The sequence below is a fragment of the Chitinophaga sp. RAB17 genome (genome assembly GCF_052114225.1).
In the GTDB taxonomy this organism is placed as follows: Bacteria; Bacteroidota; Bacteroidia; order Chitinophagales; family Chitinophagaceae; genus Chitinophaga.
The window spans coordinates 692,598-708,347 of the sequence record NZ_JBFREI010000006.1 but is presented as its reverse complement, the minus strand read 5'-3'; the positions used below and the strand labels follow the sequence as shown (position 1 = coordinate 708,347).

2 protein-coding genes (1 of these 2 cut by a window edge) are annotated in these 15,750 nt (G+C 49.7%); both read right to left on the bottom strand.

The features are described 5' to 3' along the window. Positions 1–6,671, bottom strand: a 6,671-nt coding sequence (locus AB4Z08_RS22250; RefSeq protein ID WP_441575985.1) for an amino acid adenylation domain-containing protein, incomplete at its 3' end; no start/stop codon positions are given. A 49-nt stretch (positions 6,672–6,720) separates the two neighbouring features. Further along, positions 6,721–15,750, bottom strand: partial view of a non-ribosomal peptide synthase/polyketide synthase gene (locus AB4Z08_RS22245; RefSeq protein ID WP_441575984.1) — the end only. It continues 19,392 nt past the right edge of the window; 9,030 of the gene's 28,422 nt are visible here — the last part of the coding sequence; its start codon lies beyond the right edge, outside the window; the stop codon is at positions 6,721–6,723.

The window sequence follows — 15,750 nt, the reverse complement described above, 5'->3', positions numbered from 1 at the left end:
ACCATCACACCTTTAGGTGTACCGGTACTGCCTGAGGTATAGATCACATACAACAGCTGCCCAGGTGTTACCGGCAAGGAAGCCGCTGCTGTGCTGCGGTTGATCTCATCACGGTCATCATCCAGTGATACAACCATTAAACCTGTTGCAGGGAGCAGATCGCGGCAACTGCTGCTACTAACAACAACTGCTGCAGCCGTATCTTCCAGCATATACTTTATACGTTCTGCCGGGAAGTCTGGTTCAATAGGCACATAAGCGCCGCCAGCTTTCAGGATACCCAGCATACCAATGATCATATCGGGGCCGCGTTCCATGCAAAGTGGCACCAGGGAGCCGGTGCTAACGCCCCTCTCCTGCAGGTAGCCTGCCAGCTGGGATGCCCGTTTATTAAGCGCTCTATAGGAAAGTTTTTCTTCTTCAAAAACAAGTGCCACAACACTTGGATTTTCCTTCGCCTGCCGTTCAAACATCTCCAGGAAATAATGACCGGTAACATCAACGGCTGTACGATTTTCCAACTGTTGTTGTTCTATAACGCCAAGGGGTTCAATATCGCGGATATAAACAGCCTGGTTGGAGATTAGCTGTGTTATTACCTGCTGAAAATGTCGGGCTATCATCTCTATAAAATAATCAGACAACAGGTCGTTATTGTAGGTAAAGATCAGCCGGGTATCATCAGAAATACCGATGATGATGGTCAACGGATAATTGGTATGCGGATGTGTTTCCACTTCGCTCACCTGCAGCTGCCAGGTTTGTGCATTCACTACTTCACTTACCGGGTAGTTCTGGAAAGTGATCGTACTGTCGAACAGCTCTCCTGAGATATTTGTCCAGCGTTGTATTTCATTCAGTCCTACGTACTGATGTTCACGGCTCTGCTGCTGTCCGTTCTGAAGCGACTGCAGCCAGACGGTGATTTCCTGCGCAGGATCGATGACCGTATACAACGGTAAGGTATTTATGTAAAGGCCCACTCTTTTTTCCACACCGGGAAGGTCTTCCGGGCGTCCGGAAACAGTGGTGCCATATACCACATCGCGGTGACCTGAATAACGATATAACAGGTACGCCCACACGCCCTGCATTAAGGTGTTCTGTGTTATATGGTTTTGCTGAGCAAAACGTGTCAGGTTTTCTGTTACTACACTGTCCAGCCGGAAAGTGGTTTCCCTGAAATTACCGCCGCCCTTTGTGAGTTTATCGGTAGTACCAATAAACGGCAACAGGCTGCCCTCCGCCAGACCGGCCAGATAACGACGCCAGTATTGTTCTTCCAGCTCTTTATCCATCCTTTCCTGGTAGCGGATATAATCTTCATAGCGGTCTTCTCCGGCAACAGCAACGGGTTTTCCAGTCACCAGTTTTTCATAGGTATCCAGCAATGCTTCCACCATTACCGGCAATGACCATCCATCAAACAGGATATGATGGAAAGTCCACACCATCCTGTACGTATCACCTTTCAGGTGCAGCAGGCTGATACGCATCAACGGCGCCACTTTCAGGTCAAAGCCATGATGACCGTCTGTTTTTTCAAAGTCCTTTATAGCCTGTGCCTGCGTACTTTCATCCATTGCGCGGTAGTCGTACACTGTCAACGGCATTTGTACAGTCTGGTACACGCACTGGACAGGGATACTGAAAGTTTCGTGATAAAAACCGCTGCGCAGAATAGTATGCAGTTGCAGCAGGTGATCCCAGCTACGGCGGAAAAGGTCTTCCTGCACACCTGAAAGCTCACAGCTAAACTGCTCCACATAAGTACCACCCTGTGTGTCAAACAAGCTATGGAACAGCATGCCCTCCTGCAGACCGGTCAGCCGGTACAGGCCACTGATCTGGCTGCGCAGGGATGCTCCTTTATAATCACTGTCCAGGAAGGCATCCAATTCTTCATTGGTTATTTCTGCACCCAGGTTATAATCAGCTGGTGTATAAACAGCTGGCAAGGTAGCCTGTTCCATACAATGGGATATCAGGCTTTCCAACTGTATGAGATAATTATCTGCCAATGTGCTGATGTCTGCAGCATCAAAATGCAGGGTACTATACCCCCATTTCAATACCAGCTCACCATCCTGGATGATACTGTTCACGGATATTTTTTCCCTTACCGGAAAATCATCACCCAGGCCGGCACCGGATGCTTCCGGCGCTACAGACAGGTCACCGCTTTCCCGCACTACATGATCCGTTTGTCCGAGGTAGTTGAAAATAATATCCCATGCATCTCCTCCCTGCAACGCAGGTATTTTACTGATATATTTCAATACGCCAAAACCAATTCCCTTATCGGGTACACGACGCAACTGCTCCTTCACATCTTTCAGCAGCGCACCAGGTTGTTTTCCTGCAGCTACCTGCAGCAGCACCGGGTACATACTGGTGAACCAGCCTACTGAACGGCTGGTATCTGTGCCGGGGATGATATCCTCCCGGCCATGTCCTTCAAGTCCTATCAGCACATCCGGTCTACCGGTCCATGCAGACAGTGTAGCTGCCAGCGCGCATAACAATACATCATTGATTTCGGTATGATATACACGCGGTACATCGCGAAGCAGCCGTTGCGTACGCTGGCTGTCGAGTGTTACCACTACGTAACCGGTGTCTGCTACTGTAACAATGCCATTGTATGATTTGGAGGCAGGCAGCGGTGTATAATGCTGTACTATTTGTTCCCAGTATGATTGCTGGTACTGCAACCTGTTACGGTGGCTGTAGGCAACAAGCCCTTCATACCACTGGCGATAGGAAGTAGTTTTAGGTCCCAGTATAGCCGTTGCAGATTTGCCGGACTGGCTGTTCTTCAGAAGCAGTTCAAGATCCTGCAGCAGGATACGCCAGGAAACACCATCTACAGCCAGGTGATGTATTACCAGCAATAAACGGTTATGCGTTTCCGTAGCCGGGGTAAGCAACAATACCGGGCGAAATAATACACCGTTCCGGATATCCATCTGCCGGTGATATTGATCTGCCTGTGCTGGCAGGAACGTAGCCAGATCTGTAGCATCCAGGTGCTGCAGGTCTACTGTTTCCAGTTCAACTTCATGGGTACCGTATACCTGCATGATACCGTTAGCAGTAACCTCATAGGCAAAACGTAATGCGTCATGGTAAACAGACAATTGCTTTACGGCTGCTGCCAGCACCATGTTATCTGTTTGTTTACTCACCGACATCAGCACACTCTGGTTAAAATGAGCGTTGCCGGAAGCACCTGTTTCAAAATACCATTGCTGAATAGGCAGCAGGCCACTGCTACCGGTCAGGATTCCCTGTTCACCTGTTGCTGCCGTAGTAGTGCGGGAAGACAGCAATGCGGCGAGCGATGCAATGGTCTGGTGCAGGAAAAGGTCTCTGGGTTGCAGATCAAAGCCGGCACGTTTGGCGCGGCTTACCACCTGTATCGTAATGATAGAATCCCCACCCAGTTCAAAGAAATTATCGTATATGCTTATCCGTGATATACCTAGGAGTTCCTGCCAGATGCCTGCCAGGCCCTCTTCCGTAGCGCTGCGCGGGGCAGCATATACGGCATCTTCCCGGTTAGCTGTTCCCGGATCGGGCAATATCTTTTTATCGATCTTTCCATTGGTGGTCACCGGAAACTTATCCATCTCTACCAGTACAGCCGGTATCATATATTCCGGCAGTTTCTGTTTCAGGAAAATGATAATGCCTTCCCGGTTAAAGACGCCATTGGGTATAATATAGGCTACCAGTCGTTTGTGGCTATGCTGGCCGGTATTATCCGACAATGCCACCACTACGGCATTGGCTACGAGTTCGCTTTGTAATAAGGTACTTTCAATTTCCCCCAGCTCTACACGGAAGCCACGGATCTTCACCTGTTCGTCTACGCGACCCAGGTATTCAATAAACCCATCCGGTGTCCAACGTACAATATCGCCGGTTTTATACAGGCGATCACCGGGAATATTACTGAAAGGATGAGGGATAAATCTTTCTGCTGTAAGGACAGGCTGATTAAGATAACCCTGTGCCACACCGGCGCCGCCTACATACAGCTCTCCGGCCACTCCCACGGGTACCAGGCTGCGGGTTGCACTGAGTGCATAAGCCGTGCGGTTGTTTAATGGTGTACCGATAGGCGTATTAGCTGTCAGTCCATGTTTGCTGATCAGGTAACTGAGAGAAAAAGTAGTATTCTCCGTTGGTCCGTAGATGTTACTGATGTCAATATCCGGATAGGTTTGCCTGAACCTTTCCAGATGTTTTTCCGACAGCTTTTCGCCACCGGTAAGGATGGCCGACAGCTTTTCAAAAACGGTAATATCTGTATCTACCAGCTGATTAAACCAGCTGGTGGTGATAAATAATTTTGTTACCTGTCTGCCATGCAGCTCCTTCTTCAGCAGCGCCGGATCCAGCAGGCTGTTTTCCGCGCTGAGGATAAGAGTGCCGCCATTGAGCAGCATTCCCCAATATTCAAATGTAACCGCGTCAAATGCCAGCGAGCCGGCAGAAAGAATTCGGTCTGCCGGTGTGAGGGTGATATAGTTGGTGCCTTTTACCAGGCTGGTCACGTTACGATGAGTAACTACCACCCCTTTAGGTTTGCCGGTAGACCCGGAGGTGTAAATAACATATGCCAGGCTCTCTGCATGGGTGGTTACCTGCAGGCTGCCTGCGGGCAGTTCCGGCAACTGGTCCATGTAAATGAGTGCGGCATGCGGTGCTGCGTCCTCAAATAAAGCTTTGTAAGCAGTAGTGGTTAATGCCAGTGAGCAGTTGATATCCTCCAGCATATAGGCAATACGTTCGCGCGGATATCCGGGATCGACCGGCACATAAGCGCCACCTGCTTTCAGAATGGCCAGGATACCTACCATCATATCAAGCGACCGGTTCATACAAACCGGTACCAGCGTGCCACTGGTTACACCCTGTTGTTGCAGGTGTACTGCCAGCTGTCCCGCCAGTACATCCAGTTCAGCATAGGTTAACTGCCCGTCACCAAATGTAACAGCCGTAGCAGCTGGTGTATGTGCCACCTGCAAGGCAAAGAGTTCTGTAATGGATTTGTCTGACGGGTAATCTACAGCAGTATCATTAAAGTCATTGAGCAACTGGTGCTTTTCCGTATCACTCAATATAGATATGAATCCTATCTTTATTTCCGGAGCAGCTACTATTGCGCGCAACAGCTGCTCGAAGTGCCGGGCCATCCTTGCAATAGTGGGCTCTCCAAACAGGTCTACACTATATTCAATCTTACCGGTGATACCGTCACTACTTTCCTGCAGGAAAAAGGTAAGGTCAAATTTAGAAGTGGTATCACTGGTATCTACCTGTACCATCTGCAGGTCGCCCAGCCGCAGCTCTGGTGCATCTGGCATATTCTGCAGGGAAAATGCTACCTGGAACAATGGACTACGGCTGATATCACGCTCCTTCACCACTGTCTCCACCACTTTTTCAAAGGGTAGATCCTGGTGATCATATGCACCCATCATAGTTTGCTTTACGTTCTGCAACAAAGCCGTAAAGGATGGGTTGCCTGAGAGATTATTTCGCAGGGCAAGGGTATTCACAAAAAATCCGATAAGTGTTTCCACTTCCTGCATGGTCCTGCCAGCGGTAGGGCTGCCAACACAAATATCTTCCTGTCCGCTATAGTGATACAACAGTACATTGAAGGCTGCCAGCAATGTCATATACAGTGTAACATCCTGCTGAAGGGATAACACTTTCAACGCTGCAGTAAGTTCCCTGCTGATGGCGATGTTATAGCTGGCGCCATGTGTACTTGGTACAGCCGGACGTACGAAATCAAGTGGTAACTGCAGTGTAGCTACCCCTTGCATTTTTTCTTTCCAGTATGCCAGCTGTTTATCTGATATATCACCGGATATATATTTACGCTGCCAGATAGCATAATCAGCATACTGAATATCCAATTCCGGCAGATCAGGTGTACGCCCTTCCGCATAGGCAGCGTACAGTTCTGCCAGTTCCTTCACCGTGATACCAACGGACCAGCCATCAGAGGCAATGTGGTGCATCACCACCACCAACAGGTGCTCTTTCGGCCCCTTCACCACCAGGTGCGCCCGCAGCATATGATCATGTGCAAGATCAAAAGGAAGGTCTATCAGTGATTTTATGAATGCAGGCGATATTGGTTCATTGTCAGGACAACTAACTACATCCAGTCGCCAAAGGTCTTTGTCCATTACATACTGAGAAGCCTTACCGTCTTCTTCCACTATAACGGTGCGTAATATTTCATGACGGTTCACAATAGTGCGCAGGGCATATTCCAGCGCTACCTTATCCAGTGAACCTTCCAATTTTAATGCAGCAGAGATATGATAGTTAATACTGCTGCCCATGCGGTCTATAAACCACAGGCGTTCCTGGCTATACGACAAGGGTATACTGGTAATCCCATCGGGCCTGTTGGAGGTGATCTTTTCCCCTGTGTTGTTACGCTGCGCATACAGTTCATTGTTTACCAGCATAACGCGGATCTGCTCCCGGTAGGTCTTTATTTCCGCCAACAGGTCGCTGCTGATAGTTTCAGAACGGGGAACCTTGAATTTGATCTTTTCATTTTCCAGGAACAATATGATCCCTTGCTTCCTGGCCTTATCAACTACTTCAAATGCTTTTTCAAAATTAGTATCTATCATATACGCTTGTTTGAAAGATGATATTTCGGAACTGAAACAATGCCGGGGTTTACAGCTCAAAGACCTCATATTCCCCATTGGTTTCCAGTTCTGTACCGGCAGCTGTGGAAGCGATATAGGCACTTAACTGCGCTATATCCTTGCACTCAAACAGTTTGCTTACAGGAACATTCACTCCTTGTTGGTTACGCAATGCAGCCATGAGGCGGATAGCCATGAGAGAATGTCCTCCCAGTTCAAAGAAGTTATCGTGAATGCCTACACGTTCTACTCCAAGCAATTCTTTCCAGATGTCCGCGAGCGCCTGCTCCATATCATTTCTTGGCGCCACATAGGTATTGGCGAACAAGGCGCCTGCATCCGGATCAGGCAATGCCTTACGGTCTGTTTTTCCATTGGATGTAAGTGGCATTTTTTCAAGGGGGACCAGCAATGCGGGTACCATATAATCCGGTAGTTTGGCGTGAAGCCATGCATTGATTCCTTCTTTGTTAAACTCACCTTGTGGCACTACATAACCAATCAGCCTTTTGCGGTCTCCATCCTCTCCTTTCGCCAGCACTACCGCCTGACTTACCAGCCCTGATTCCTGCAATACACTTTCTATCTCACCCAATTCTATACGGAAACCACGGATCTTCACCTGGTCATCTATGCGCCCCAGGTATTCGATGGTGCCATCCGGCAGCCACCTGCCAAGATCACCCGTTCTGTACAGGCGGTCGCCTGCATTTTTGCTGAATGGATCCTGCACAAAACGCGCAGCCGTGAGTTCAGGACGGTTTAAATAACCTCTGGCCAAACCATCTCCTCCTACATACAGCTCTCCGGTAATACCGATGGGAGCCGGCTGCTGGTAAGGATCAAGCACATACAGGCTCAGTGTCGGGATAGCTTTTCCGATTACACTGCTACTGGTTATTGCTGCGAGTTCCAGTTCCTGGTAGGTAACATGCACCGTGGTTTCGGTAATGCCATACATATTGATAAGCCTGCTGCCGGGATATTGTTGCAGCCACGGCTTCACCCGTGCAGGGTTCAGTGCTTCGCCCCCGAAGATGACGTATCTTACCGGCACCGTAGCAGCATTCGCTGTCAGATAATCCTGTAGCACATAGAATGCGGATGGTGTCTGGTTCAGTATAGTTACCCCCTGTTTGATCACCAGTTCCCCGAATGCGGCGGCATCCTGCGCAATATGTCTGGGTACTATCACCACACGGCCGCCGTAGAACAATGCACCATACATTTCCCATACGGAGAAGTCGAAACAGAAAGAATGAAACATAGTCCATACATCTGCTGCATTAAAATCGTACAGCGGTATATCTGTTTCAAACAACCGCACCACATTCCGGTGCTCTATCATCACCCCTTTCGGTTTGCCGGTAGATCCGGATGTGTAGATCACATAAGCCAGTTGCTCCGGACGGACTGTAACGCCAGGTGCTTCAGACGGATAACCGCTGATGATAGCGGCATCACCATCCAGGCGGATAATATCCAGCGCTGCGGTAAAACAGTCTGCGCTGGCATTGCTGCTCACAACAATAGTAGCATCGGTATCTTTCAGCATGTAATCGATACGTTCTGCCGGGTAATCCGGGTCCATAGGCACATACACCCCACCCGCCTTCAGGATACCGAGGATGGCGATGATCATTTCCAGTGACCTTTCTATACAAACCGGTACAAATGTTTCTGCAGCTACGCCTTTGCTGACGAGGTAATGGGCCAGCTGCGATGAACGTTCATCCAGCTCCCGGTAGGTAAGCGAAGTGCCTTCAAACACCACCGCAATAGCATCCGGTGTTTGCACGGCCTGACGGGTAAAGAGGTCTATGATATTTTTATCACGCGGGTAACCGGTGAGACTATCATTGAAATGCACCAGCAGTTTTTCTTCCTCAGCAGACGGCAATATAGACAGGGCGCCTATTTGCGCTGCAGGTGTTTGCACCACTGCGCGAAGCAATTGCTCAAAGTGTGTGAGCATGCGTTCAATCGTATCATGGTTGAAAAGGTCAACACAATATTCCACGTCTGCCTGGATACCTTCCGGACTTTCCTGCAACATGAAAGTGAGATCAAATTTCGTAGTACCCTGACCGGAAAGTTCAGGCGTTACCGTTATATCAGCCAGGTGCAGTTCACCGGCTTCCGGTGCATTCTGGAATCCAAATACTACCTGGAACAATGGACTGCGACTCATATCGCGGTCCCTCACCACCGTTTCCACTACTTTTTCAAAGGGAACATCCTGGTTTTCATACGCACCTAACATGGTTTGTTTTACCTGTTGCAGGAAAGCGGTAAAAGATGGGTTGTTGCCCAGGTCGCTCCTTAAGGCGAGGGTATTTACAAAGAACCCGATCAGCCCTTCTGCTTCCTGTTGTGTTCTGCCGGCCACCGGTGTACCCACGCAGATATCAGGCTGGTGAGTGTAGCGGAACAGCAGCACCTTAAAGGCAGCCAGTAATGTCATAAACAGTGTAGCACCTTCCTGCTGCGACAGGGCATGCAGTTGCGCAGAAAGCGCCGGATCGATGCTGAACTGTGCCGATGCACCGCGGGTGCTTTGAATGACCGGGCGTGTATGATCTACCGGCAATTCCAGTGTAGCCACTCCCGTTAGTTTGTCCTTCCAGTAGCCCAGTTTCTTCTCCAGTACATCCCCGGAAAGATAAGCACGCTGCCAGATGGCATAGTCTGCATACTGGACAGACAGCGCAGGTAATACCGCTTCCTTCCCCGATACGAAAGCATCATACAATGCCATCAGTTCATTTACCAGGATGGCGGAAGACCAGCCATCAGAGGCAATATGGTGCAGTGTTACCACGAGGATATATGTTTGATCCCCTGTGCTGATCAGCTGTGCCCGCAGCATATGATCTGTTGCCAGATCATATGGGGTAATGATCAGTTGTCTTATATAGGTTTGTAACGAAACATGTGCTGTTTTCCATGCCACATCATCTACTACTTCCAGCTGCCATCCGTTTTTATCCAGTACCTGCTGATAAGGCTGACCTTCTGTTTCCCGGATAACGGTACGCAGGGCTTCATGGCGGTTTACTATTGTTTGCAGGGCATGCTCAAGGGCATCGCTACGCAGGTTTCCTTTTAAGTGGAGTACTACAGGAATATGATATTGCAATGTGCCTTCCAGCTGGTCAATGAACCATAACCTTTCCTGGCTATAGGACAGCGGGATATGGTCAGGCCGTTCCGCAGCAACAAGCAGCGGCACACGGCTCGTATCCTGTTGCCCCTGTAACCTGGCACCCAGCAAAGCGATAGTCGGATATTCGAATATATCACCGATGGCTACCTCTACACCCAGTTGTTTCCTGATAGCGGAGATGACCCGTATCGCCAGCAGGGAATGACCTCCCAACGCAAAGAAATCATCATGAACACCCGGCTGTTCCACTTCCAGCAATAGCGACCAGATAGCGGCCAGCGTTTTTTCTATCGCTGTTTGTGGCAGTCCTCCGGTTTCCCTGGTGATGGTTACATCAGGATCAGGCAATGCCCTCCGATCTATTTTACCATTGGCCATGAGCGGGAAATGATCCAGTTGTACCAGCGCAGCTGGTACCATATAGTCAGGTAACAGTCCACGCAGGTAAGCGATGATACCATCCTGATCATATTCTTCCTGTGGGATCACATAGCCGGTAAGACGGTTGGTACCACTGTTATCCGGACGTGCTATCACCACTGCCTGTTTAACAAGCGGGCAAGCACTTAACACCTGGCTGATCTCACCAGGTTCTACGCGATAGCCACGGATCTTCACCTGGTCGTCTACTCTTCCGAGGAAAACGATATTTCCATCCGGCAGATATTTTACTTTATCTCCGGTGCGGTATACTTTTTCTTCACTGTCCGGTGCAAACGGATCAGCGATAAAACGGCTGGCCGTTAATGTTTCATTATGCAGATAACCTGCGGCCACACCATCACCACCAATGTAAAGCTCTCCCGGAACACCTGCAGGGCAGAGTTTTCCTTCATTGTCAACAATATAAATGCGGGTATTGGAGAAGGGCTGGCCTACCGGTACTACCTGGTTGTAGATAGTGCCCGGCTGTACTACATGCAGCAGTTTTCCTATAGTCGTTTCCGTTGGGCCATAGTGATTCACTATCGTACAGGAAGTGGCAGCTGCACGGATACTGTCTACTACCCCTGCGCCTAATGCTTCCCCTCCGAAGATGAGCAGCTTTTGCGGCAGCAACAGGTGATCTGTATCAGACAGCGCTTTCCAGTGCGACGGCACAATTTTGATCACATCAATGGGATGTTCCCTGAAATAACGGCGGATACTTTCCGCATCGTTGATAGTAGTCTTTGCAAACAGGTGCAGGGCTGCACCATGCACCAGCGCCGTGAGCAGTACGGTGTTACCAAGATCCGTAGCGATGCTGGACAACAAACCGAAGGAACGGCATTCCGCCACCGGCAGGTGTGCCTGCAGACCTGCCAGGTAATCCGCCAGGTTACGGTGAGTGATCATCACTCCTTTAGGCGTACCGGTACTACCGGACGTATAAATAACGTATAGCAGCTGCCCGGGCGATGGCAGTGTATCCGGCACCGTTACCGGGTAAGCACTGATGCGGTCCAGATCATCATCCAGCAGGACGATATGCAGGCCACTGTCGGCGGGTAATACGCCGCTGGCAGTCTGACTGCTCACCACTATTGTTGCGCCGGTATCTTCCAGCATGTATTTAATTCTTTCTGCCGGAAAATCGGGTTCCAATGGCACGTAGGCGCCACCGGCCTTCAGGATTCCCAGCATCCCCACAATCATGTCAAGGGAACGTTCTATACACAACGGTACCAGTGTACCTGCTTTTACTCCCTTTTTACGGAGATAGTGTGCCAGCTGATTGGTACGTTCGTTTAGTGCATCGTAGGTGAGTGTGTTATTTTCAAATACCAATGCGGTAGCCTGCGGCGTAGCAGCTGCCTGTGCCTGGAACAGGTCCACAAAAGTCTTTTCTTCCGGATAATCCACCCGACCCTTATTGGCTGCGAGCAATAATTCCTTACGCTCTGCACCGGTGAGCAGGTCCAGCTCACCAATAGTAACATGTTCGTGATCCAATACCTGCAGTAGCACCTGTTCAAAATGCCGCATGATTTTTCCGATATGCAATGCCGGCAGCAGGTTACTATTGTAGGTAAAGAGCAGGTTGGTTTCTTTACCGATACTGATGATGATAGTAAGCGGATAATTGGTATGCGGGTGTACCTGCACATCCCCTACCTGCAACTGCCAGGTTCGGGAGGATAGTACCTCACTTACCGGGAAGTTCTGGAAAGTGATAGAGCTGTCGAACAGGTCGCCGGCAATACCAGACCACTGCTGGATATCACTCAGCCGCGCGTATTGGTATTCTCTGCTCTGCAGCTGGCTTTGTTGTATTGCCTCCAGCCATTCTGTAATGTGCAATCCTGTTTCCAGGCGGGTGTGCAGCGGCAGTGTATTAATATACAATCCTACCCTTGATTCCACGCCCGGCAGATCTTCCGGACGACCGGATACCGTAACACCGTAAATAACATCCTGTCTGCCGGTATAGCGGTATAACAGGTACGCCCATACGCCTTCCATTAATGTGCTTGGGGTAATATGATGTTGCTGCGCATAGGCGGCCAGGCGCGCAGTAACTCCGGCGTCCAGCACATGCTGCATTTCCATGTAGGTACCTGCTCCTTTTGTACGGGTGGCAGTAGCATCTATAAACGGCAGCAGACAACCTTCCTCCACGCCTTCGAGCGCACTGCGCCAGTATTGTTCTTCCTGTTCCAGGTCGCGCTGGTCCAGGTAACGGATATATGCTTCATAATCGTCCACTGCGGCCGCAGGTACCGGATCACCAGCTGTCAGCAGCTCATAGGCCGTCAGCAGTTCCTCCATCAATACCGGCATAGACCAACCATCAAGCAGAATATGATGCGATGTCCAGAACAACCGATACACATCGTCCTGCAAACGTAGCAGTGTAAAGCGCATCAGTGGAGCTGCACCAAAGTCAAAAGCCTGGCGGTTATCCCGTAATGCAAATTCCTCTACGGCTGCAGCCTGCGCATCAGGCGCCAGATGGCGATAATCCAGTATTTCAAATGGCAGTATAATATCGCGGTATACGCATTGTACCGGTACAGAGAAAGCATCATAATAGAAAGCGCTGCGCAGGATGGTATGCTGGTGTATCACCTGCTCCCAACTTTCTCTGAATGCGGCTGTATGTAACTCTTTCAGCTCACAACTGAACTGTTCTATATAGGTACTTCCGGCTTCATCATACAGGCTGTGGAACAACATCCCTTCCTGTAATCCGCTCAGGCGATACATGCTCTCTACCTGTCCGCGGCGTGGTGCGCCGTTGAAGTCTGTATCGAGGAATGCATCCAGTTCCTGGCTGGTGGCTACTGCACCCAATCCATAGTCCGATGGCGTAAATACCGGAGTTCCCAGACTCAGGCAGTGACTGATCAATGTGTGCAGGTGCGCTACATAATCTGCTGACAACTGCTCAATAATCGCCTCATCAAAATGCAGGTTGCTGTAACGCCACTGGATCACCAGCTCACCTCCCTGGATGATACTGTCAACGGTCAGTTTATCTGTCAATATAAAATCTGCAGCAATACCGGAACCCGAAGGCTCTGTTGCCATTTTTAAATACCCTTGTTCCTTCACGACATTATCTGCCTGGCCGAGATAGTTGAACACTACATTCCAGGGTTCCCTGCCCTGCAGATAAGGAGCCTTGCCAATGTATTTCAGTATACCGTAACCAATTCCCTTATCAGGCACCTGCCGCAGCTGTTCCTTCACCGCTTTCAATACGGCGCCTGTTTCCCTCTCTGCCGGCACTTCCAGCAATACAGGATACAGGGTGGTGAACCAGCCTACCGTATGACTGGTATCTATACCAGCAGCAACGTCTTCACGACCATGCCCTTCCAATCCTATCACTACGGTTGCGGCATCATTCCATGCCGACAGCGTAAGTGCCAGGGCACTTAAAAGGACATCGTTGATTTCTGTATGATAGGCACGCGGAACTTCCTGTAACAGCCGTTGTGTTTGCAGCGTATCCAATTTTACTTCGCAGTAACCGGTATCCGATACCGTCACTTTTCCTTCGTATTGTTTTTCCGTACGCAGCGGTATATAACCTGCTGCTACTTTTTTCCAGTAGGTTTCCTGACTGAGCAACCGGCGACGGTGCCCATAATCTCCCAATGCGGTATACCACTGGCGGTAGGAGCTGCCTTTCAGACCCAGCACGCCGGAAGTGGCAGCAGGTCCTTTTTTCAATAATACATCCAGGTCGTCCAGTAATATTCTCCATGAAACACCATCTACGGCGAGGTGATGAATGACGATGAGCAGCCTGTTATCAACTACATCACCTGGTGTCAGGAAAAGCGCTACATGCAGCAAAATGCCTTGTTCAATATCCAGGTGTTCATGACTGCTGTTACCGTATGTTTCCAGGTCGATGGTCCATGAAGGTGTTGCCTGCTGCTGTAAATCCACCACGGTTAATGCGCCTTCCTGCGTGCCAAACTGCTGTTGCCAGCCGTGTTCACCATAGGTGTATACAAACCGCAAGGCATCATGATATTGCAGTAAGGTGCGGATAGCGGCAAGAATGGCATCAGCAGACAACTGCTTATCTACCGATAGCAGCATACGCTGGTTAAAGCGTGCATCTGTAAGACCAGTCATATCAAAGTACCGCTGCTGAATCGGTAACAATCCGCTGCTGCCTGTCAGGATACCCTGTTCCCCGGTGGCCAGTGTGCTGCGTTCTCCTGCTATCAATGCGGCCAGGCGGCTGATCGTCTGGTGCATAAAAATATCGCGCGGTTGCAGTTCATATCCTGCACGTCTTACACGGCTCACCACCTGTATAGTAACGATGGAGTCGCCTCCCAATTCAAAGAAATTATCGTGTATACCTACCCGTGAGATACCCAGCAATTCCTGCCAGATGCCAGCGAGTACCTGTTCTGTTTCACTTCCGGGAGCTACATAGGCATCTGCACGTACGGCACCCAAATCCGGGTCCGGCAATGCTTTCCTATCGATCTTGCCATTGGCAGTCATCGGCAAAACTTCCAGCGGCACCATTACGACAGGCACCATGTAATCGGGCAGCTTTTGCTGCACATAAGCAAGGATACCTTCCTTATTGAAAACACCAGCTGGTACGATATAGGCTACGAGCCGCCTGTGCTGGTGAGGACTGTTCTTCTCCACTACAGCTGTTACCACAGCCTTATCTACCAGTTCACAATCCTGCAATACATTTTCTATTTCTCCCAGTTCTATACGGTAACCGCGGATCTTCACCTGTGTATCGATTCTACCCAGGTATTCAATAGTACCATCCGGCAACCATCTGCCCAGATCTCCTGTTCTGTACATCCTGCTGCCAGGCTGTGTATGGAAAGGATCTGCCACAAATTTCTCCGCCGTCAGATCAGGACGGTTAAGGTAACCACGCGTTACACCTGCGCCACCAATACAGATCTCACCAGCAATACCTGCCGGCATTAATTTATTGCCCGGACCCAGGATATAGACATGTGAATTATCCACCGGACGACCAATAGATGCAGATGCCTGTCCTGGTGTTAACCTGCACACGGTACTGTAAGTTGTATCTTCTGTAGGGCCGTACAGGTTCCGTACTATCATCTGCTCCAGTACCCTACTGCGCTGTACTTCTGCCGGAATCGGCTCACCGGCCATGTTCAGCACCGTAACCGGTGACAGATCTGCGTGGCTGTTTAATAATGCCTGGATTACACTTGGTACGGTATTCACCAGTACAGCAGTATCATCTGCCAGGTACTTTTCAATCGCCAGCCCGTTCTGCACTATCCTTATCCGTTTACCAATTGTAAGTGGATAAAACAATTCAAAAATCGAAAGGTCAAAACACATGGAAGTTGTTGCATACACCGTATCAAACTTGTCTGCTTCAAACTCGCGCCGGCACCAGCATATAAAGGCAAACAGATTTCCATGTTCTATCAT